We start from the raw sequence: 21134 nt of genomic DNA, 5'->3' as shown, positions 1-21134 counted from the left end.
GGTTTCGTCACAGGGCGCGGTTTTGGCTGCGTCCTGCCGAAGTCTCTTAGGTGTTCTATTAAAGAACCTTTGGCCTTTCAGCCTGTCCGTTCCGGATGCACGAACAGGGGCGCACCAAAGGTGAACCCCACATTGCTATCTAGCAATCCTTGGCCCGGGACACGATATCCACAGCTGCCTGGAACGCGGTCTCTATATCCATTTCTGTCGTATCAAGCAAGACCGCATCGTCCGCTTGTTTCATTGGCGCGACAGTTCTTTGGCTGTCACGTTCGTCGCGGCGCTTCAAATCGTCCAGAACGGAGGCGTAATTGGCGTCCTGGCCTTTGGAAATCATTTCGTCGGTGCGTCGGCGTGCGCGCGCTTCTGCCGAGGCAGTCACAAAGAGCTTCACCGACGCATTGGGGCAAACGACCGTGCCGATGTCGCGCCCGTCGAGAACGGCGCCTGGAGGCGTTTCGGCAAAGCGGCGCTGCAGATTGACGAGTTCTTCGCGCAGCCCACCCAAAACAGCTATGCGAGATGCAGCTTCACCGATTTCATGCGCCGAGAGGACGCTCTTGTCCATTTGCGCAAGATCCAGATTTTGGGCGATCTCGATTGCAATTGCTTCATCACCAAGTGGCAGGCCCTTGGCCAGCAGGGCGGCTGCAACAGCCCGATAGGTCAGGCCGGTATCCAGGTGTCTCAGGCCGAGGTGATCTGCAAGCCTCCGGGAAAGAGTGCCCTTGCCGGACGCTGCCGGCCCGTCGATAGCGATGATCATGCGGCCTCGCTGGCATTATCGGACAGCGAAGCGCCCAAATCTTCGAACAAGGTCGTGAAAGTGGGAAAGCTGGTCGCGATCACGGCACCGTCGTCGACAGTTACCGGTTTGTGCGCCGCCATGCCGAGAACCAGGAATGCCATGGCAATGCGATGGTCCAGATGCGTCGTGACTGTGCCGCCGCCTATCGCATTGGCACCACCCGTGACAGTCAGCGTGTCTTCCGTTTCGATGCAGGGGATGCCATTGGCTTCCAGCCCGCGCGCAACAGCCGCCAGCCGATCGGACTCCTTGACCCGCAATTCTTCCAGCCCGGGCATGAATGTATCGCCTTCGGCAAAAGCCGCGGCAATCGCAAGAACAGGATATTCGTCGATCATTGAGGGTGCCCGGTCAGCGGGCACGGTGATGCCCTTCAGCGAGCTGGACTTCACGCGAAGGTCCCCGACTTCTTCGCCTCCGGTTTCGCGCTTGTTGACGATCTCGATATCACCACCCATCTCGATCAGCGTTGTGATCAGACCGGTGCGATGTTCGTTCAAAAGAACGTTCTCAATGGTGACGTCAGAGCCCGGGACAATCAGGGCAGCAACAAGCGGGAAGCCCGCAGAAGACGGATCACCTGGCACGTCAATGTCCTGGGGCTTCAACTCAGGCTGTCCCTGAAGCTTGATCACCCGTTCACCGTCGTCATTCAGTGAAACGCTGATCTGGGCGCCGAAACCCTTCAGCATCTTTTCCGTGTGATCGCGCGTTGCGATCGGTTCGATAACCGTTGTCTCACCCGGCGCATTAAGCCCGGCCAGCAAGACGGCGGATTTCACCTGGGCGGATGGCATCGGTACACGATAGGTGATTGGCATCGCCAGCTCTGCACCCCGGATCGACGCCGGCAAACGGTCGCCATCGCGGGCAATCACACGTGTGCCCATGTCGCGCAACGGATTGAGAACGCGGCCCATCGGTCGCTTCGACAAGGATGCATCACCGACAAAGGTGGCGGCGATATTGTGACTGCCAAAGATGCCCATGGTCAGGCGGACGCCCGTGCCTGCATTCCCGAAGTCGATAACGCTTTCCGGCTCAAGCAGACTGCCAAGGCCGATGCCGTCGACCGTGAAACGGCCATCGTCATGTTTTTCGATTGTCGCGCCAACGGCGCGCATGGCGTCGGCGGTTGCCAGAACATCTTCTGATTCCAGAAGTCCTGTCACCGTCGTCCGGCCGACAGCAAGCGCTCCGAACATCAGCGATCTGTGCGAGATGGATTTGTCGCCCGGCACCCGGATAGTGCCGGTCAGGGGGCTGCCTGAGCTGGTGGTGAGGGGCGCAGGCGCGTTGTTATGTGACATTTTGAATGTCCGCGGATTGGATCGGTTGTCAAAAGGTGCCACGTCCTATCACGCGAATGCGGCTTCGTCATCTTTTCCCATGCAATTCTCAGCTAACGGCATTCTGTGCGCCGGATCACTGTTGCCAGGCAGTTGTGTATGACAAAAAAGCGAGTGGGGAAAACCGGGCTGACGCTTGAAATTTTTCCGACAACATGCAGAACAATGGGTCAACGAACATTTTTCTATCGATTTGCCTTTGACAGCGAAACGGCTTGCAGCTATGGGGCTGCCCACCAATTCAAGTCGGCTAGATAAAACGAAGGGTAAGCACAGTGGCAAAACCTGAACTTGGCACAAAGCGACTGTGCCCGAGCTGCGGCGCAAAATACTACGATCTCAATCGGGAACCGGTTACGTGCCCGAAATGCGGTACCGTTTTCGAAGCGGTGATGACCTCTCGTGCGGCCAAGGCGGCCAAGGTTGAGGAAAAACCGGAAGACGATGAAGAAGAGGAAGACACCGCCGCACCGGAAATCGTGACCCTGGAAGAAGCGGATGCGGAAGCGGAAGGTTCTGACGGCGACGATGTGCCGGATATCGACGATACCGACGTGGATCTTGAGGAAGACGACGACGATAGCAGCGACGATGTTTTCATCGACGATGAAGATGAAGACGACGAAGCCGTACCGGGTATCCGCGTCGAGATTGACGAAGATACCGACCGGTAACTGGTTGACTTAAAAAAGATTTCGGCTTGTGTGTGCAAATCTCTACAAGCCGAAGACTGAACGGCGATTTTCTGCTTGATCTTGTGGGGCGGTGTGACTATGTTCCGCCCCCATCAGCGCCGGGATCCCAACCCGGACGCACATGGAACATGGGGCCATAGCTCAGCTGGGAGAGCGCTTCGCTGGCAGCGAAGAGGTCAGGGGTTCGATTCCCCTTGGCTCCACCATTCCTTCACAACTCCCTTTCATGAATATCCCAAATGCAATCACTGGCAGTTTCGCATTTGCCTTTGCTGCTTGATCGGTGTTGTCGCAAAGCAGGCGAACTCGGAATATCTATTCTGAGCGGAGGCTTGAGGGCCTTGCTGGGCGATGCCGGTACCGTTGCCTGCTTCTGATATTCTTTGCCGCCGCTCGGACCGCACAACACGGCTCTTTGTCGCCGATTGTATCAGCCTGGTTGCCAGCGCGATGTTGTAAACATATGTGAGATTGCCAGAGAGGTTTTCAGAACCGGGTCGGCATCCGGTTGCACATCGCACTTAAGGCATCGAATGAACGCGCGCAGAAAACGCCAGTTGTTGATTTCACAGGAGCTTCAGCGCATTGACGGTGCTGCGCCGGATGCACGTCCTGTGCTGGCAAAACATGTCAAAATGGCTGCGTCACCGTTTCAGTTTCTGCGCGGTGCTTCTCAGCTCTTTTATGCCGATCTTTCCGTTGGAACCTTCAGTCTGCCAAGCGTACTCCTCGAGGTGCCGCTGACACGCATTGTGGGCGACTGTCATTTGGCGAATTTCGGCTTCCTTACCGAAAACGGCAGCTACGGAGATACGGTGATCTGGGCACCCAACGATTATGACGATGCTGCTGCGGGCCACGCTGCTTTCGATCTGATGCGGTTTTGTGTGTCGTTGTTTTTGGTTGCGGATTTTCTGGAAGGTCTCGTTGCCGGGCGGTATCGCAACGAGAAGAAATTCAAAAACACTACTCACCCGACCCGGAAGGATGCCGAAGGAGCGTCAAAACGCTTCCTCAAGTCCTATCGCAAGACATTGGGTCAGATCGTGAAGGATACTGACAAGCGCGACGAGGCATTGAAGCGTTTTACCAGCGGGCACTTCCTGAGAAAGCATATCCAAAAGGCGCAAGCCAGGTCTGCAGGTGGTAAACATTTTAAGAAAAAGTCGTCTGTCGCCAAACTGACGAGGCGGACAGCAGCCGGGTTTCGTTTCGATCCATCCTCCGACAAACTTGCCAAGGTCAGCCCTGATCTTGCGGGCGAGCTGAGGCAGGTGTTCGGGCCGCATTTCGATGATGACGTGCTGGATGTCGCAAGGCGCATCGGGGCGGGCACCGGGTCGCTCAGCGTCGAACGGTACTACTTTCTGGTTGGGCCGGACGCAGCTCCTGACGCCGAGACTTTCAGGGAAACCCATGTCGTTGAAGTGAAGCAACAACGCGAAGCTGCAGTCATCCATCATTTTCCGGACCTTTCACCGGTCAACCGGATGAATCCGGCGCATCTGACTGTGGACTGTCAGCGTCGTATGATGCGCCGTCCTGATCTTGTGCTGGATGAGGTCGTTTGGAGCGGTTTGCACTGGCTTGTGCGCTCGCGCCATCACGCAAGACTGACAGTGGATCCTGAGGACCTGTTGCGCACCGGGAAACCGGCGAAGGCGCTCAAGGATTATGCAGAAGCTTGTGGTGTCACTCTTGCACGAACACATTCTCGTGGTGATCGTCGCTCGGTGCGCTTTGAGCGGGCCATGGCGTCGGCCCTGAAAGCCACACGGAAAGACCTGATTGCAATTGCACGACGTTACGCTGCCCAGACCAGGCGCGATCATGCGTTGTTGTTGAAAATGATAGGGGCAGACGGAGACGCACATGCAGCCTGAGATGGGCCTTCCCGCAGTTTTGGCAGGCCCGATCCTGCGTAAGGTGACGCCAGACAGCGTGGCCATCTGGCTGGCCGTGCGCGCACCCGCCCGTGTGAAACTGGAGCTGCAGGCGGAAGCCTCAGAGGTGATGGAATTTGTTCTGACGCCCGGCACCGAAAAACTAACCTGCATTAGTGCGGGCGAAAGGCTGCACTATCTCCTGATCGATGTGCCGATTGACGCACCGCTCCCCGCTGAAACCTGGATCAGCTATCGGATCAGCCTGGAACTTGAAGACGATCAGGAGAGCGGCTGGCAGGATCACACGATCTGGGCACCCGATCTTACCTATCCGGGCGTCGGTCGCCCCGGGTTCATGGTGCCCCAAAGGATCAAGTCCCTGTTGCACGGTTCCTGCCGCAAACCGCACAGCGAAGCCGGCGACGGTCTGGTTGCCGCCGATGCCCATTTGAAAGCGCGCCTTCCGACCAGCGAGACCCCTGGCACGAATGAGGAAGGCTGGCCATCGCTTTTGGTCATGAGCGGCGATCAGGTCTATGTGGATGACGTGGCCGGTCCGATGGTGCAGGCGATCGGGGCACTTTCTCAGAAGCTTGGTCTGCATGACGAAACCCTGAGCGGTCTGGATACCGGCCTTCCCGAGTCTGGCCATGCCTTGCATGCGGCTGGTGGCTATCTCTATCGCCGCGACGGGTTGCTGCCGAAAATCGATCAGAACGCAAGGGTGTTTGACGTTCTCTTCGGCGGTACGAGCAAACCGATCTTCACCTCCCTGCATGCCCGTAATCATCTCTTCACCTTGGCGGAAATGCTGGCCATGTATCTTTTGGTCTGGTCGCCGTCCGTCTGGCAGGACATGCCGGACTTCCAGGCACCTGATGGCCTGACCGACAAGGAAATGAAGATGTATGCGGAAGAAACGGAGACCTTGAAGGCCTTCGTTTCGGACCTCCCGGCCGTAAGGCGGCTGATGGCCCACCTTCCGACGGCAATGATTTTCGACGATCACGATGTGACGGACGACTGGAACCTGTCGCTTGCCTGGGAGCAGGCCGCCTATGGGCACCCTTTGGCCCGGCGGGTGATCGGCAACGCGATTATCGCCTATGCGCTGAACCAGGGTTGGGGCAATTGCCCGCAAACCTTCCGCAAGACCCAGGAAGCGTTCGTGCGCGATGCGTTGTCTGACCCTGGGTCAGATAGCCACGAAGCAGCGATCACAGGCCTTCTGGCTCTGGAGGACTGGGACTATCAATGGCAAACCGATCCGCCGTTGATCGTTCTGGACACGCGCACCCGCCGGTGGCGTTCGGAGCGCAATTCACATTATCCGTCCGGCTTGCTGGACTGGGAAGCGGCAACGGATCTTCAGTCTCACCTGCGCGGCAAGAACTCTGTCCTCCTGGTGTCCGCTGCGCCGATCTTTGGTGTCAAACTCATTGAGACTGTCCAGAAATTCTTCACCGTCATCGGCAAACCACTGATGGTTGATGCCGAGTATTGGATGGCGCATGCGGGAACAGCAGGCGCAATCTTGAATGTTTTCCGCCACCGCAATACGCCCAGGCATTTTGTGATCCTGTCAGGTGACGTCCACTATTCCTTTGTCTATGACGTTGAGCTGCGCCAGGTGACACCGAGCCTGAATGGCGAAGAACCGGACAGCCCGCAGATTTGGCAGATCTGCAGTTCCGGCATCAAGAATACCTGGCCGGAAAAACTGATCCGTGTTTTCGACTTCTGCAACAGGTGGGCCTTTGCCCCGCGGTCACCGCTGAATTGGTTCACCAAGCGCAGGGGCATGCGCGTCATCCCGCGCAAGCCGGTAGGAACACCGCATGGGCAACGGATCTTGAACGCGTCCGGTATCGGACTGGTCGAACTCGACGAAGACGGTGCGCCAACCTCCATTTGCCAGCTGACGGCAGATGGTAGAACAGTGCCGTTTGAACGCCGTGAAAAGGAAGCGCGGCTGGACTAGAGACACACCAAAGAGGTGGCCGGACAGAACACCAATCCGGCCATTGTCCTAAAGATGTGGAAACGGCCTAGCCGCCGCGGGATCCGGAACTGGATCGGCTGCCGAAACCGCCACGCGAGGCAACGGATGTTCTGGTCTGAACTCTCGCGGGCTTGGGCGCCGTCTTGACAGCATCGTTGTATGTTCGCCAGCTGCCACCGCTGTAGCTGCCGACATAATATCCGCCGGATGTATAGTAGCGCCTACTGCCACGCTCCGGATAAACCGGCCTGATGTTGTTCATCAGAGCCTGGCTGGCGACAGCACCTGTCAGTCCGGCAAGAGCCCCGGTCACGAAATAGCCGGACGGTTGCGGCGAATAAAAATCGCGTCCGCTTTCCGTTTCGAAAAGGCAGGAATTGTTGCCGTGTTGTTCGTCGCACAGATTGACTGTGTTGTAGCGTGGCCCCGAGGTCTGGTGAATCTGCTTGCCGGCCGAAATGACCTGTGCGCAGACTTCATCTGGAACAAAGCTGTCGGTAACGCACTCTTCTTCGGTCTTGTAGACCCGGCCTTCGAGGTCCGGTTCATCGGAGCAGCTGGCAAGCGTGACTGATGTCGTTGCCATGACCACCAGCTTGATCGACTTCGAGCGTTTCATGAATTTTCTCCCGACCGTCAAATCGGTCTGATGCAATTTGGACAATTGTCTCGGATACGTTCGTCCAGGATTGTCAGTAGGTGATGCAGGCTGCGTTCAGGAGGCCGACAGTGATCGAAATGGCCGCGAGCTTGATGCTGATCGCAATTTCACCTCGTTCAATGCGGTCGGTGATCTTTGGGTAGAAGCGACGAAAAATCTGATAGACGACGAGCTGCGCGATACAGGCGATAATGCCCCAGATAATGAAATCTACAATGTTCAGCGAGTTGGCCGCAGCGCTGGCGAGCGGCAAAGAGAAACCGAGAAAAGCCGCGCTGAAGACGACCGATGCCGAAACATTGTTTTCCTTGATCAAGGCCATTTCGTCATGCGGTGTCATGACGGTGTAGATTTTCATGAAAATCAGCAGCATTGCGATTGCTGCGGCAAAATAGGCGATAAAGGGAAGAATGCCTGTGAGGGACGCCTGAAGGTCGGCCATTTTGGTCTCCACTGAAGTCAGAAGTGAATTAAACTGAAAAATTATGTCGTTCGAGGGGAAAGCCGATCATGAACGCAATGCTGCGTTCCGCATTGTCCGGCTCTTCCATATTTATAAGAAGCATTTCATCGCGACCGTCTTTCAGGCCGCGCGCATACAACATGGCGGTTTGGAAGATTCGCCTGCGACCGCTGCCAGACCGGTCGTCGCAGACCTCCTCCCAATAAGTCATCGGATCCTCCGGGCCGGTTGAAGTATCGAACCAGGCGCGCTCATACCGATGGTTGCCGTCTTCGCCTTCCAGCGTGTAGCTGTTCTGGCGAATGGACTGTTTCAGGCGGTTCCATTCCTGATCGCCTGACGGATACTGCACGTCATAAAAATACCAGAGCATTATTTCATCGACACGCTCGTCGCTCTGGCCGTCACCTCCCTGAAACTGGATCAGAAACCGATCGTCATCGGGATAAAAGCGGTGCATGTGGGATTGTTCGCCAAGGTCACAATGGCCTTGTGCGGTGATCATGAGCGTTGAATCGGGTCGTTCGATCAGGCTGTCTTCCGGCAGCAGGCGGAGCGCGATCGGGTCGAATGTGATACCGCGCCCGATTGTCAGTCCGAGAACTTCGGGAGGCTGCCATTCCTTGTTGCGCTTAAACAGTGATCCGAACATCGGCTCCCTCCAGCCCCGCTGTGATCTCACTCGCACTGAGCCGTTTGTTGGCAAGGTAATATACCGATCCGCCGGACTTCAAACTGTCCGGGAAGGGCCGGAAGACAAAGCTTTTGTCCTCAGGCTGAGAGACGGCAATCAACGTTCCTTCCGATCCTGCGAGAGCCTTTTCCAGAATACCGGTCGCCGTCGGGTTGTCTGCCTCGACAACGGCTGAATAAATCGTTGCGCCGAGGCCAGCTGTGGAAAGGGCCATCAGAATTTCACCGGCCCCCGGGTCTTGCGCGGCACGCACCAGTGCTTCGCAGGCATTGGAGACCACCGGTTCGATATTGGCCAGTTTTCCCGCCCGTTTTGCAGTGTCTCTGTCTTCGAAATAAGCCGCGATATGAACAACTTCATTCAGCTCTCGAATCGCTAGACAGGTGTTGAAGGTTTCCGCATCCGTTGCCGCATAGACGAGCACTTTCTGCGAACCGGCAATGGCAGCGCGGCGCAGTGATTGCAGTGCGTCCAGTCGTTCAGCCCTGACAAAGCGGACACCCTCCGGCACTTCGACGTTCTTTTCGCTTGCAAGAATGATGATCTTTTCGTCACCGTCCTGACCCGCGACCAGGTTCTCAACCATGAGGGGGGTCTTGTCCCGGTGATATCCAACGATGACCGTGGCGTTCTGAATACGTTCGTAGTTACCGTTTCCGTCAGCCATACGTCTCACTCCTTCCACAAGCATGCCTGTCAGCCGGCCGAGAACTGCAGAGAATATCAAAAGGGCCCCCGGAAAAAACCAGAAGGCGGCAACCATGCGCCCGGCCTCGGTCTCCGGTGAAAGGTCGCCATACCCGACTGTTGAAGCGGTCGTGGCGGCGAAATAGATAAAAGTCAGCGGGTTGCTGGTCAGTCCCGCTTCGCCCGCAAGAAAAAACAGGAGCCAGGAGATCAGCAGATATCCGCAAATTAATGTCGACAGCAGCCAGAGCTTGAGCTCCAGTATGTGCTGATAAAGTCGTGATATGACGAGTTGCAGTAGTGGCACAGCGCGCTAATGGCCCCCGCTTGTGTTCGGCCCATAATGTGACGAGAGGGACGCTGGTTGTCAAACGCGCAGGCCGATGACAAAAACCGCTTGAAACGGTCTGGTTTCACTTCTACTTGTTCGATGCTGGGAGTGGACCCGGCGAAAAATCTGGAGGCGATTGGATGAACGCACGGCAGACCCCCTGGACATTGCAGGAACTCAAGGACGCGCTCGAAGCGTCGGAGTCATTCGCAGAAGGTGAGATCAGCTGCAAGATCAACGAAGCACAATCGGATGTTCTTGAGGTTCAACTCCGCTCCGCAGGCGAAATCACGCTTTTCATGGCTCTTGGTGAGACCCAGATCCTGACGTCGACTGTGCTTTGGCCGCGCGACGCACAGGACAATCCGGGCGCGTTCGAGGCAATGATGCTGCGCAACCACAAGAAGCTTCTGCCGCTATGTGCGCTCTCCATCGATATGATCGACGGTCGCGAGTATTACGAACTGTTTGGCGCGATGTCGGTACGTTCGACACTGGATTCCGTCGAAACGGAGCTGCGCACTATTTCCAACAGTGCGCTTGAACTCGCCGCCGACGTTGGCCCCAAGGTCAGCGCTGCAATTTAAAGCCGTTTCATCAAGCAAGGAAATCTGGAACATGAGTGTTTGGGGCAAATTGATCACAGCGTTCAAGGGCCATGCCAATGACGCGGCCGAATCCATTCAAGATGCGAACCTGATGACAATCCTGGAGCAGGAAGTTCGCGAGGCGAGGCAGGCGATATCTGCGGCCAAGGACGAAAAGGCCCGCATGGTGGCCAACCGCAAACTGAAGGAAAAATCGGTCGCTGAATTGATGAGCGAGATTGAGCGTCGCACCGAGGCTGCACGCACCGCGAAGGCGCAGGGTGACGAGCCATTGGCGGTTCAGATCATCGAAAGCATTCTGAAATTGCGAGACAAGGCCGAGGCCGATCAGGCCCTCTTCGATCAGTATAAGTCCACCGAAGAGCGCATGGACAGCACCATCCGCCAGTCGGAAAACAAGATCGAAACGCTTCAGCGCAAGATGGAAAGCGCCAAGGCAAACGAAGCCCTGATCAAGGCGCAGAAAGCTGCGTCCACCAACACCACTGCCTCGGATGGAAAACTGGCGAGTGCCGTCGACAGCCTTTCCAGGCTTGAGCAACGCCAGGCCGAGCAGCAGGCGATCTTGGAAGCAGCTGACGAGGAAGCCCGACTTGAAAGCGGCGCTGATCTGGAGGCAAAGATCAAGGCTCTGGAAAACCCCCAGCGCAATGATGTTCAGGCGTTGTTGGAAAAACTCTGATCCGCCCTCTGCAATGAAACGGTTAGAGCTTCCCGAAAGACCCGGCTGGAAAGAAGAGGCTGAGAAGCTCGGCTTCGGCTTTCACACCATGTATGGCGCGCCGTACTGGGACGAAAGCAGGGCCTATTCGTTCTCTCTCAAGGAGATCGAGGACGATATCGAGGATCCATCGCAAGAACTATATGGCATGTGTCTGGAGCTTGTGGATCGGATTGTTCGGGACGACGCGCTTTTACAGAAGATCGCAATACCGCAGGATTACCGGTCCTGGATCCGGCAATCCTGGGAAGCCGAAACGCCTTCGCTCTACGGCCGTTTCGACTTCTTCTACAATGGCACAGGGCCAGCAAAACTGCTGGAATTCAATGCCGACACACCCACGGCTCTTTACGAGACCGGCTTCTTCCAGTGGATGTGGCTGGAAGAACAGATCAAGGCCGGTGTGCTGCCGGAAGACACTGATCAGTTCAATTCGGTGCAGGACCGCTTGATTGAACGATTCGCGGCCATGTTTGCTCCGGGTTTCCACATTCATTTTGCATCCTCGAAGGATCATGACGAAGACCGTGCGACAGTTCGCTACCTGGAAGACTGTTCAAAGCAGGCGGGACTAATCCCGCATTTTGTCGCGGTTGAGGACATCGGCGTTGACGAGCAGGGCCGGTTTGCAGACGGCGATGCATTTGTCATCGATGCGCTGTTCAAGTTGTATCCCTACGAAGACATGTTCCGGGAGGACTATGGACCGTATCTGCCCGGCGCTCCGGTGCAGCTGATAGAGCCTCCGTGGAAGGCGATACTCTCAAACAAGGCAATTCTGCCGCTGCTTTGGGAAATGTTTCCGGAGCATCCAAATTTGCTGCCCTCTTTCTTCGAAGGGGAAGCCGACGAGGCGTTTCTGGCGGGTGCGCATGTTCGCAAGCCCTTTTTCAGCCGAGAAGGTGCCAACATAACCTTGCGCGGGATCGGCGATGAGGAGTTGACGACACCGGGAAGCTATGGTGCTGAGGGGCATATTCTGCAGGCCTATACGGAGCCCCCGAAATTCGGAGACGACTACGCGATGATCGGTTCCTGGATCATTGGTGGTCAGGCTTCCGGCATCTGTATCCGTGAAGACAGCCATCCGATCACACAGGATCTTTCACGCTTTGTGCCTCATGTGATCCAGGAAAACTGACGCGCGGGAGCGGACTTTGAAAAGCATTGTTGCAACGCTTGATATCGCAACCGGCAGGGAAACCATCATTTATGAGACAGAGCGCCACCTGGAAGCACCAAACTGGACGCCCGATGGTGAAACCCTGGTGGTAAATGGTAACGGCCGTCTCTTCCGACTGCCAATTGCCGCACCTTCCTTGATTGAAATTGACACCGGTTTTGCAACGGCACTCAACAACGATCACGGTTTGTCGCCGGACGGACGGTGGCTCGTCATCAGTGATGCGTCCCGAACACCGGAAAGCTGCATCTATACGCTTCCGGTCGATGGCGGCGTGCCGGTGCGTGTGACATCAAAAACGCCATCTTATTGGCATGGATGGGCTCCAGACGGCCAGACGCTGGCTTATGTCGGCAAGCGCGAAGAGACGCGCGGTTCGTTCCAGGTATTTACTTGCTCTGTCGCGGGCGGTGAAGAAACGCAGCTGACAACAGACTTCGACCATTGCGATGGTCCGGATTATTCGCCGGACGGCAACTGGATCTGGTTCAATGGTGAAAAGGACGGCGATGTTCAGCTTTGGCGAATGCGGCCGGACGGATCGGATCTTCAACGCATGACTGCGGATGAACGTGTCAACTGGTTTCCGCACCCTTCACCCGATGGCCGACATATCGTCTATCTTGCCTATCAGGCGGGTACGTCAGGCCATCCTGCCAACAAGGATGTGGAATTGCGTCTTTTACCGGCGGGGGGCGGAAAACCCAATGCACTGCTCAGCCTTTTTGGCGGTCAGGGCACGTTGAATGTTCCCTCCTGGGCGCCGGACAGCCGCCGGTTCGCCTATGTCAGGTATGAACCTTGAGGGTCAACGCGTGCTCAGGTAACTTGAATTTCATAGTCATATTTACTATTCGAGCAGCATCACCGAAATCGAACCCGGAGAGATAATATGTTCATCGCCATGAACCGTTTCGCTATCAAGAACGGTCAGGAAGATGCTTTTGAAACGGTCTGGCGTGAGCGGGATTCCAGGCTGAATGACGTCCCCGGATTTCAGAAATTCCATTTGTTGAAGGGGCCTGAAGACGAAGAAAATGGCACGACGCTTTACGCGACCCACACGGTCTGGAACAGCCGCGAGGATTTTGTCAACTGGACGAAATCGGAGCATTTTCGTGCAGCCCACAAAAACGCCGGTAACAACAAGGGCCTATATGTCGGCCATCCCCAGTTTGAAGGCTTTGAGCCGATCCTGAGTGAATGAGGCCAATGCTCTTTGGCAGCTGCTTCAGACAAGGGAGGTGCACAGTCACGAACGCCTCCCAAGCAGTCGTGCAAACAAGGCCTTCAGCTGCCTTCGCCAAGGCCGTCAAATGCGGCCAGCGCTTCAGCCCCATAAATCATTGAGGGGCCACCACCCATATAGACGGACACGCCGATCACCTCGAGGATCTCGTCCCGGGTTGCGCCAAGACGAGCCGCCGCACGGGCGTGATATGCCAGGCAGCCGTCGCATCGCGCAGTGATGCCGATGGCCAGCGCAATAAGCTCCTTTGTCTTTGCGTCGAGAGCACCGGGTGCCGTGGCGGCCTTGGCGAGTGCACCAAATCCTTTGGCGACGTCCGGCACGCCTTTGCGAACTGCCGCCATGCGCTCATCCGTTTGTGTGACGAAAGCTTCCCAATCGGATACGGCCATCTCGTTTCTCCTGAAGTTTGGACTTCCTGGTGGAGAAACCTAGGCGCGGGTCAGTGAGGCGGCGTTGATGTGGCGCAATCCGAAGGGCTGAGTGTGCCTGTTTCAGCCTCTTGCCGCACCGGGCAGCACACGTTCAATCTCTGAGATCAGTTTTCTGGACGTTGGCGAGGTCGGCGTCGCAAACCAGGCAATCAGTTGCCCGTTTGGATCAATCAGGTACTTGTGAAAGTTCCAGTATGGCCTGGCAGTGACACCCAGCTCTTGCGCAGCCCATCGGTAGAACGGATGAGCGTGCTCACCTTTCACAACTGTTTTGGCCGTCATAGTGAAAGTCGCGCCATATTCAGCTTTGCAAAGCTTTGCAATTTCATCGTCCGAACGCGGTTCCTGACCGCCAAAATCGTTGGACGGCACACCCAGCACATCAAGTCCCTGACCTTCATAGCGCTCGTGAAGTTCTTGCAGGCCGGAAAGCTGGCCGCTGAACCCGCACTCGGTTGCGGTGTTGACAACCAAAACGGCCTTTCCAGCAAATTCCTTCATGGAAAGCGGGTCGCCGAATGCCATTTCGAATGTGAAGTCATGCGCCGAGGTGACTGGCTTCCCGGAAGCCGCGTGACTGTCAGGCGATGGTGCGAAAACCGTTCCGATCGACACAAGCGCAGCCGAAGTCGTTCTCAGAGCTTTGGTCTTTAGAAAAGCAAGACTGGGACGACGGGTCATTCTTGACAGGTCCTTGTAAAAGCGGACGGGCTGGCCAGCCGTAGGTTCACGTTCAGATGCCTGATGTACGCAGTTTCTTTCGACTTGGTTCACGGTCGGTTTCAGTCACCCGGCAGGCGGCAGAACCCAAGGAGATCAGCATGGTTCATATACTCTGGCATGAAATCCGATCACATGTGACATGCGTAGGTTTTTTGAACGCAGAGAATGGCGAACAGGAACTGACATATGGCGAACAGGAGTTTGAAAGGCATTCAAGCAGTCTTTGCCGTCATTGCCGCAGCATTTCTGCCATCTCAGACCAGCGCTGCAGAGGTTCCAGAAGCCTGGGCCTGGAAGCACCGTTTGATTGTTGTTTTCGCACCGCATGTTGAGGACACGGACCTGATCGCGCAGCGCAGCGAATTTGCGCGCTATCAAAAGGGGTTTGAGGAGAGGCACCTGATCCTGTTGGAAGTTGTTTCCGAAGCAGTGAATACCTCGATCGGACCTGACCTCAACGTTTCCGGTCCGGACTTGAGAGACTATGCGCGCAAGACTGGCAAACATTTTGAAATCATGCTTTTCGGAAAGGACACCGGTATCAAATTACGCTCTGTCAAGCCTGTGTCAGCGAACGAAGTCTTTGCCCTGATCGACCAGATGCCGATGCGCCGCGATGAAATGCGCCGTCAGGAAAATTGAAACACTGCGCTTCGGAAACAAAGCGCCAGGGAACAGGAGAACCTTTGTGATGACCTCAGCTCAAGGCGCTACCGGTTTTGGAGATCCGAAAAATCCGGCGACCGTGCCGGTGGCAGCGCGCTGGCTAGGTGGAACGGGAGCAATACCGTTTGCAGGCCTGGCGTTTCTATGTGTGTTCGCACCTGAAAGCTGGTCGAATTGGGCCGCACAGGCGATTGCTTTTTACGGCGCAGTCATTCTCTCGTTTCTCGGAGGCATTCAGTGGGGGCTCGCCATCAGCAACACAGGCGCGACAGACAATCAGGTCACGCGTCTCACGCTTAGCGTCATTCCGTCCCTGATAGCCTGGGCCGGGTTGCTGCTGCCCTTGTCTGCCGGTTTGCTGGTGATGGTCGCAGCCTTCGCTCTTGTGCTTTACCAGGACGTTGCAGCTTCACGGTCAGGTAACGCACCCTCCTGGTACCCGAAGCTCCGAATGCCTTTGAGCCTGCTGGTCATGGCCTCGCTGCTGGTCGGTCTGATGGGCACATTGATCTGAGGGTCGATTGCCCACGATGCCTGAGCATGTGCTTCGGGCCGCATGCTGTCCAAGCTAGGTCCGGGTCTGAAAGGTTGACTGGTCGTGGGCAACGCCGCGCCAGACCAATGAAAATATTCGATCCACTTCTTCTTTGTCGATGCCCTGGCGACCCATCGCAACGCGGCGCGCAAGCGTAATTGCCGGCGAAGCCAGGACTGTTTCGATGGTCCGTACATTCGCTTTCACAAGCGTCCCATCGTCGATTCCTTGTTGAATTTCAGCCAGAACTTCGGACATGAGCCGCTTGAGTTCCTCATTGTCGCTGGCTTGAATTCGCGTCTCGGTGCTCATCAGCTCAACCATCTGAAAGTCCCGAGGTGCGCGAAAGCCATAGTCGACAAGGGCGAACCACATGGCCCGCAAGCGATCGGCTGTTTCCTGGTGTTGTGCAGCAGCCGACATCATCGCGTCATGTATGTCGCGTTTGACGTCGAGGAAAACCGCAAACAGAAGCTCGTCCTTGCTTCGGTGATACCTGTAAATCGTCCCGACGCTCAGACCGGCCCGCGCGGCAACCTTGTTGACGGAAACCGCTGTGGAGCCGATTGCCGCCACCTCGTCAACGGTTGCCTTTCGCAATTCCTGCGGTTTGTCGCCTGTCTTTGGTCGCGCCAAGTGTGTCTCCTGATGCTCGCTATCCTCCTACTTACCAATCCGGATCGATTTGCACCATGGATTGATTTGGCCGATCCGTATTGACAATGAGCAATTGCTCATTAATTAAAAGTGCTACTGGTGCACACGCGGCAAGCCCTGCATCCGCAGCGGACCAATAGATGCCGCCACTCGCGGCTCTCGCGACCCGATCTGAAGATGGTTTGTGCCTGTGCGTCGAATACCCGTCATTTTTCAGGAAAACCTGCCATGTCCAAAGTCATTCTCATCACCGGCACATCCACGGGTCTGGGTGTCGAAATCGCTGTGCAGGCTGCCAAGGCAGGTCACACGGTCTATGCCACGATGCGCAACCTTTCCAAGCGGTCTCACCTCGATGCCGCAGCTGAAGATGCCGCCGTATCGCTGAAAGTGTTGCAACTGGATGTTCAGGACAGTGCAAGCGTCAACGCCGCCGTCGAACATGTGATTGCTACCACGGGGCGGATAGACACACTGATCAACAATGCCGGTGCCGGATATGTGCGCACAACGGAACAGGCGAGCGAAGAAGAAATCAACTGGGTCATGGACGTCAATTTCATGGGCGTTGTCCGATGCACCAAAGCGGTCATTCCACATATGCGCAAAGCGCGCAAAGGACACGTCGTCACTGTTTCCTCGGTTGGCGGCCTGGTCGGTCAGCCGTTCAATGAGATCTATTGCGCTGCCAAATTTGCGGTCGAAGGATATACAGAAGCTTTGGCCAGTTACGTATCGCCGAATTTCGGCATCGATTTCACAACAATAGAGCCTGGCGGAATCCAGTCCGAATTCGCAGCCAATGTCATGAAACAGGTCGAGGAGACCGGTGGCCTGCTGGAGGATGAATATCTACCCATCCTTCAGAAATACATCGGTGGCGCACAGGGCAGGGCCGCAGGCAGCGACATCTACCAGACAGCGGAAAAGGTCGCCTCAGTGGTCCTTGAGTGTGTCGAGGCGAATGAGCCGCCCATTCGAAAGCGTACCTCCAAATGGGGTGAGGAGTTCACCCGTTTCAAGACGGCAGCAGATCCCGACGGTCGCAAGCAGCAGGCCCATGTGATTCAGGAACTGTTGTCCTGAACTTTGTTCCCTGAAAACGGCGAACTTTTGAACTGAGCACCGGAGAGAGGGCAGGACTGCCGACTGACTTGGCACTTCAACCTTTCAGGTCGCCAATCAAGAGGACCGGTAAAGGCTTACATTATTTAACGGGCGGATTTGACCAACCGGGAGCCTTGAAAGGCGTATGAAGTGCGCGCTTCACCAGCTCAAGGTGGTCTTGCCCGTAAAAAGGGTCGCCATCAACGATGTAGGTCGGTGAACCGAAAACGTTTTTCTCCTGCGCCCAACGCGTGTTGGCTTGCAGCCTGGATTGCATTTCCTCTGAGCCTGCCTTTGCAAGAAGCGCATCAGCATCGTGCCCTAGCGAGGTGGCGAGCGCTTTCAGGCCAGACAGATCTGAAAGATCCATGTCGTTACGCCAATGGGCTTCCAACAGCCCATGCGCCATGGCATCCGTCTGCGGACCGGTTTCGCCAAGAGCAAGGATCATTCCCGAGGCAAGACTGTAGTCGGCATCATGCTGGCTGGGTCGATAATTGATGATGGGTACGTTTCGAAACTCGGCCCATCGTTCAATTTCCCGACCGAAAAAATAGTCCACGTGCTGTTGCGTCCGGCCTCGAAACGAGGGAGCCCGCTGGGCATCTATCACGGGAGACAGCAGGATTGGTTTGTGGATCAGTGTGACGGTATTGTCGGCGCAAATCCGCATGAATTCCGCTGAACCGAGATAGGCATAGCCGGAATGAGCGGAATAGACATATTCGATCGTTGCCATGGGCTGAAAGAAGCTCGCTGAGTGTGCGTTGTCTGGAACTGTAGTGAGTCAACACTCTGGTCGATCTCCCGAAAATGCAAGTCAGGCGAGATGGAATTCCGCTCACAGTTGCGCCATCGCGCAGCTGAAGCATCGCTGTCCCACACGTAAATCTCTCGATTGGTTGCCGGCATAAGCACATTCTGCATATCCGCATTGCACCCGAACAACTGGAATTCCGGTAAAGGCATGCCGACATAAGGCTCTTCTGATGTCCCGGAAACAAATGCACGAATCTGTCGCGTCGAATGCACCGATGATGGTCTGCCTGAAAAGGCGTTTTTACGGGAACTACAGGATGGAGAAAGGAGAAGACGATGACACCGACGTTCAATTTACGCACAAACGACATGCCCGCAGAAATGCGTCTTCTGCTGGATGACTATCCAAGGGACAGCTGGGAGGCGCATCCCGGTTTCAAGGACAAAACCAGGCATTGGCTGGGTGCACATCAGATGTTCCGCCAACTTGGGGAGCTGGTTCGGACTGAAACCGAGCTGTATCTGGCCAAGGGGCGCGCTTCCGATGACTATGCAGGACGGCTGTCATATTATGGAAATGCCTTGGTCGCGAACCTTCACGGTCATCATACCTGGGAAGACAGAAACTATTTCCCGGAACTCTCTGCCGCCGATCCCAGGTTTGATGCAGGTCTTGAAATCCTGGAAAAGGATCATCAGGAACTCGACCGTGTCCTGGACGAGTTCACTGAGACCGCAAACCGGGCCATCAAGTTGACCCGGCTGGATGAACCGCAGGCACGTGAAGAAGCCGGTCTGTTGCACGGCCTTGCCGAAACAATAGAAGCCTTTCTCGACCGGCATCTGGCGGATGAGGAAGAACTGGCCGTGCCGATCATCTTGCATCATCGGCTACGCGGATAAGCGTCTATCTGAAAAAGTCGCTTGGCTTTCAGGAGACCGGCGCGGCAATTGCCGCGCCGGTCTTTCGTTCGATCAACTGTGACGTCAGCCGAGCTGGCCACCGTCATCCCGAGTTACCGCGATAACGGCAGAACGTGGGACACTGTCGCCGCCTTCAGGCCAATGCGAATCACCACGCTCGCCAGGGTGCTGAATGCCAACGAAAAGTGTTTTGCCGTCGCTGGACATTGCCGCACCGGTCACTTCGCATTCTTTCGGGCCAACCAGGAACCGCTTGATTTCGCCGGTCGCAGGGTCACCCACCAGCATCTGGTTGTTTCCGTGTCCGGCAAAATCCTCCTCATTGGAGTAATTGCCGTCGGTCTGGATCCACAACAGGCCCTTGGTGTCAAAGAACAACCCATCCGGCGAATTGAACATGTTGCCCTCATTGATGTTCACCGATCCGCCGTAGGCGTCCTGATGAACAGTCGGGTTGCCAGCCAGAGCAAAAAGGTCCCAGGTGAAGCTGTCGCTGGTGTGGTTGCCGCCTGAAGGCCACCAGCGCACAATCTGTCCATAGTGGTTTTCCGCGCGCGGGTTAGGACCCATAGCCGGGGTTGGGTCTCCGCCTGCATTGGGCTTGATTGCGCGGTTCTTGTTGTTGGTCAGAGCGCAATAGATCTCAGCTTTTTTCGGGTTGGCAGCAACCCATTCCGGCCGGTCCATTGTTGTCGCGCCAACTGTGGAGCCAGCGGTGCGGGCATTGATCACAACCTCGGCAGCCGACGCCATGCCTGTCGTTTCTGGCGTTAGCGCCAGCCACTGACCGGTACCGTCTGGATGGAATTTCGCGGCATAAAGCGTTCCTTCAGCCAACAGATCGGAATTGTCCGCGCCTTCGGCATATACACCGTCGGAGATAAACCGGTAAAGGAACTCGCCGCGTTCATCATCACCCATATAGACAACGATATGTCCGTCTCCATTGACCACGACTTCGGCGTTCTCGTGCTTGAACCGGCCCAGTGCGGTCCGCTTCTTGGGTGTCGATGTCGGGTCTGACGGATCGATTTCGACCACCCAGCCCGCACGATTGGATTCGTTCGGGTGTTTGGCAATGTCGAACCGGTCATCGATCTGGGCCCAGCCATAGCCCCAGTCTTCAACGTTAACCCCATAGCGCTTCTGCGCATCGGTTCGCTCGATATCCGGATTTGATGACGAGAAGTAGCCGTTGAAATTTTCCTCGCAGGCAAGATAGGTACCCCAGGGCGTGCGTCCATTGCCGCAGTTGTTCCAGGTTCCCTTTGTCAATTTTCCGGCCGGATCGGCTTCCGTCTGCATCAAGGCATGACCGGCTGCGGGCCCCGTAATTTCCATTTCGGTTTGAGGCGTGATGCGCCGATTGTATTTGCTGTCCTTGACCAGCGCCCAGCCATTGTCGCCCTTGGCAATTTCGATCACCGAGACGCCATGCGCCATCATGCCCTTCAGGACATCGTCATCCGTCTCCGACTTTCCTTCCGGCCGATTGCCCCAAATGATCTTCCGGTTGGTATATTCGTTGTTGTTGACCAGAACCGACGCGTCACCAAGTTCAAAGAGGGCCATACCATCGATGTTGTCGCCATAAGCACCGGCCTGGCTTTCGCCGTTTCCGCGGGTCGCATGGTCGAATTCAGCAACGCCGGAAAACATCGGGTCGCCCCAGCGAATAACCACATGGCTGGAATAGCCATCGGGCAAGGTAATGTCGTCGAGCGTGTTGGCTGCCACCTGTTTGAAGCCCAGGCGAGAATTCTGCGCTGCGGCCTCTCCGGCACCGAAGACAGAAGTGCCGAGCACGAACGATCCGGCACCAAATGCCATGACGCCCCCAAGGAACCCGCGCCTGGAAAGGGCCTCATCGACCACATGGTCGAATTCGGTCACTTCCGGTGGCGGATTGATGGCTTCGTCAAATTCGTCGAATGACTGTTCTTGTTCTTTAAATTTTGTCACGATTTTCTCTCCCTCAGTTTGACTGCACTG

The 21134-nt window shown here is 56.0% G+C and carries 23 protein-coding genes and 1 tRNA gene; 13 read left to right on the top strand and 11 right to left on the bottom strand.

Annotated elements, in window-relative coordinates:
- Positions 1 to 139: 139 nt before the first annotated feature.
- Together cmk and aroA are read right to left on the bottom strand one after the other, a co-directional pair.
- Positions 140 to 766: a (d)CMP kinase gene (cmk, locus tag FIV00_RS28705; RefSeq protein WP_152503899.1), complete on the bottom strand. Its 627-nt coding sequence runs from the start codon at positions 764 to 766 to the stop codon at positions 140 to 142.
- Positions 763 to 2118: a 3-phosphoshikimate 1-carboxyvinyltransferase gene (aroA, locus tag FIV00_RS28700; protein ID WP_152503898.1), complete on the bottom strand. Its 1356-nt coding sequence runs from the start codon at positions 2116 to 2118 to the stop codon at positions 763 to 765. The genes cmk and aroA overlap by 4 nt, the downstream gene beginning before the upstream one ends.
- A gap of 314 nt (positions 2119 to 2432) precedes the next feature.
- Between aroA and FIV00_RS28695 the strand changes: the two genes are divergently transcribed.
- The 4 genes from FIV00_RS28695 to FIV00_RS28680 all read left to right on the top strand — a co-directional run bounded on the left by FIV00_RS28695 (position 2433) and on the right by FIV00_RS28680 (position 6719).
- Positions 2433 to 2831 carry a TIGR02300 family protein gene (locus FIV00_RS28695; protein ID WP_152503897.1) on the top strand — a complete coding sequence of 133 codons (399 nt, stop codon included), beginning with the start codon at positions 2433 to 2435 and terminating at the stop codon, positions 2829 to 2831.
- 151 nt (positions 2832 to 2982) lie between these two features.
- Positions 2983 to 3058: transfer RNA gene (locus FIV00_RS28690), tRNA-Ala, on the top strand.
- Between the two features lie 327 nt (positions 3059 to 3385).
- Positions 3386 to 4735: a DUF2252 family protein gene (locus FIV00_RS28685; protein ID WP_152503896.1), complete on the top strand. Its 1350-nt coding sequence runs from the start codon at positions 3386 to 3388 to the stop codon at positions 4733 to 4735.
- Positions 4725 to 6719, top strand: a complete 1995-nt coding sequence (locus FIV00_RS28680; protein ID WP_152503895.1) for an alkaline phosphatase family protein — start codon at positions 4725 to 4727, stop codon at positions 6717 to 6719. The genes FIV00_RS28685 and FIV00_RS28680 overlap by 11 nt, the downstream gene beginning before the upstream one ends.
- A 67-nt stretch (positions 6720 to 6786) precedes the next feature.
- Here FIV00_RS28680 and FIV00_RS28675 read toward each other — a convergent pair whose 3' ends face one another.
- From FIV00_RS28675 to FIV00_RS28660, 4 genes are all read right to left on the bottom strand, one after another.
- Positions 6787 to 7359 (bottom strand): DUF1190 domain-containing protein, encoded by a 573-nt coding sequence (locus FIV00_RS28675; protein WP_152503894.1) that lies wholly within the window; start codon positions 7357 to 7359, stop codon positions 6787 to 6789.
- A 73-nt stretch (positions 7360 to 7432) separates the two neighbouring features.
- The gene (locus FIV00_RS28670; protein ID WP_152503893.1) at positions 7433 to 7843 is read right to left on the bottom strand and encodes a DUF350 domain-containing protein; all 411 of its coding nucleotides are present in this window, start codon (positions 7841 to 7843) and stop codon (positions 7433 to 7435) included.
- A 28-nt stretch (positions 7844 to 7871) separates the two neighbouring features.
- Positions 7872 to 8516 carry a DUF2491 family protein gene (locus FIV00_RS28665; protein ID WP_152503892.1) on the bottom strand — a complete coding sequence of 215 codons (645 nt, stop codon included), beginning with the start codon at positions 8514 to 8516 and terminating at the stop codon, positions 7872 to 7874.
- Positions 8497 to 9552 (bottom strand): ion channel, encoded by a 1056-nt coding sequence (locus FIV00_RS28660; protein WP_152503891.1) that lies wholly within the window; start codon positions 9550 to 9552, stop codon positions 8497 to 8499. Before FIV00_RS28660 ends, FIV00_RS28665 begins: the two co-directional genes overlap by 20 nt.
- Before the next feature lie 164 nt (positions 9553 to 9716).
- Between FIV00_RS28660 and FIV00_RS28655 the strand changes: the two genes are divergently transcribed.
- The 5 genes from FIV00_RS28655 to FIV00_RS28635 all read left to right on the top strand — a co-directional run bounded on the left by FIV00_RS28655 (position 9717) and on the right by FIV00_RS28635 (position 13295).
- The gene (locus FIV00_RS28655; protein WP_152503890.1) at positions 9717 to 10163 is read left to right on the top strand and encodes a YjfI family protein; all 447 of its coding nucleotides are present in this window, start codon (positions 9717 to 9719) and stop codon (positions 10161 to 10163) included.
- Between the two features lie 31 nt (positions 10164 to 10194).
- On the top strand, positions 10195 to 10866 hold the full coding sequence (locus tag FIV00_RS28650; protein WP_152503889.1) for a PspA/IM30 family protein: 672 nt from the start codon (positions 10195 to 10197) through the stop codon (positions 10864 to 10866).
- A gap of 13 nt (positions 10867 to 10879) precedes the next feature.
- Positions 10880 to 12046, top strand: coding sequence for a glutathionylspermidine synthase family protein (locus tag FIV00_RS28645; RefSeq protein ID WP_152503888.1), 1167 nt, complete (start codon positions 10880 to 10882; stop codon positions 12044 to 12046).
- Positions 12047 to 12062: 16 nt separating this feature from the next.
- On the top strand, positions 12063 to 12893 hold the full coding sequence (locus FIV00_RS28640) for a TolB family protein (protein ID WP_152503887.1): 831 nt from the start codon (positions 12063 to 12065) through the stop codon (positions 12891 to 12893).
- 87 nt (positions 12894 to 12980) lie between these two features.
- The gene (locus tag FIV00_RS28635; protein WP_152503886.1) at positions 12981 to 13295 is read left to right on the top strand and encodes an antibiotic biosynthesis monooxygenase; all 315 of its coding nucleotides are present in this window, start codon (positions 12981 to 12983) and stop codon (positions 13293 to 13295) included.
- Positions 13296 to 13378: 83 nt separating this feature from the next.
- Here the strand turns inward: FIV00_RS28635 and FIV00_RS28630 are convergent, their stop codons facing one another.
- Both FIV00_RS28630 and FIV00_RS28625 read right to left on the bottom strand, forming a co-directional pair.
- Positions 13379 to 13729 carry a carboxymuconolactone decarboxylase family protein gene (locus tag FIV00_RS28630; protein WP_152503885.1) on the bottom strand — a complete coding sequence of 117 codons (351 nt, stop codon included), beginning with the start codon at positions 13727 to 13729 and terminating at the stop codon, positions 13379 to 13381.
- Positions 13730 to 13831: 102 nt separating this feature from the next.
- On the bottom strand, positions 13832 to 14452 hold the full coding sequence (locus tag FIV00_RS28625; RefSeq protein WP_152503884.1) for a glutathione peroxidase: 621 nt from the start codon (positions 14450 to 14452) through the stop codon (positions 13832 to 13834).
- Positions 14453 to 14680: 228 nt separating this feature from the next.
- Between FIV00_RS28625 and FIV00_RS28620 the strand changes: the two genes are divergently transcribed.
- A complete protein-coding gene (locus tag FIV00_RS28620; protein WP_152503883.1) occupies positions 14681 to 15136 on the top strand; it encodes a DUF4174 domain-containing protein in 456 nt (151 codons plus the stop codon).
- A 49-nt stretch (positions 15137 to 15185) separates the two neighbouring features.
- Positions 15186 to 15674, top strand: coding sequence for a DUF3429 domain-containing protein (locus FIV00_RS28615; protein WP_173006199.1), 489 nt, complete (start codon positions 15186 to 15188; stop codon positions 15672 to 15674).
- A gap of 54 nt (positions 15675 to 15728) precedes the next feature.
- Here the strand turns inward: FIV00_RS28615 and FIV00_RS28610 are convergent, their stop codons facing one another.
- Positions 15729 to 16331: a TetR/AcrR family transcriptional regulator gene (locus FIV00_RS28610; protein ID WP_152503881.1), complete on the bottom strand. Its 603-nt coding sequence runs from the start codon at positions 16329 to 16331 to the stop codon at positions 15729 to 15731.
- Between the two features lie 249 nt (positions 16332 to 16580).
- Here FIV00_RS28610 and FIV00_RS28605 point away from each other — a divergent pair, with 249 nt between their 5' ends.
- Positions 16581 to 17438, top strand: a complete 858-nt coding sequence (locus tag FIV00_RS28605) for an SDR family oxidoreductase (RefSeq protein WP_152503880.1) — start codon at positions 16581 to 16583, stop codon at positions 17436 to 17438.
- 121 nt (positions 17439 to 17559) lie between these two features.
- On the opposite strand, the gene FIV00_RS28600 is transcribed toward FIV00_RS28605, so the two are convergent.
- Positions 17560 to 18198: a 2-hydroxychromene-2-carboxylate isomerase gene (locus tag FIV00_RS28600; protein WP_152503879.1), complete on the bottom strand. Its 639-nt coding sequence runs from the start codon at positions 18196 to 18198 to the stop codon at positions 17560 to 17562.
- Positions 18199 to 18554: 356 nt separating this feature from the next.
- Between FIV00_RS28600 and FIV00_RS28595 the strand changes: the two genes are divergently transcribed.
- The gene (locus FIV00_RS28595) at positions 18555 to 19121 is read left to right on the top strand and encodes a hemerythrin domain-containing protein (protein ID WP_152503878.1); all 567 of its coding nucleotides are present in this window, start codon (positions 18555 to 18557) and stop codon (positions 19119 to 19121) included.
- Between the two features lie 84 nt (positions 19122 to 19205).
- Here the strand turns inward: FIV00_RS28595 and FIV00_RS28590 are convergent, their stop codons facing one another.
- Positions 19206 to 21104: a PhoX family phosphatase gene (locus FIV00_RS28590; protein ID WP_371419560.1), complete on the bottom strand. Its 1899-nt coding sequence runs from the start codon at positions 21102 to 21104 to the stop codon at positions 19206 to 19208.
- Positions 21105 to 21134 lie beyond the last annotated feature (30 nt).

This window comes from Labrenzia sp. THAF82 (assembly GCF_009363435.1).
In the GTDB taxonomy this organism is placed as follows: domain Bacteria; phylum Pseudomonadota; class Alphaproteobacteria; order Rhizobiales; family Stappiaceae; genus Roseibium; species Roseibium porphyridii.
Note: the sequence above shows the minus strand (reverse complement) of the source record. Positions and strands in the feature narration are given on the sequence as shown.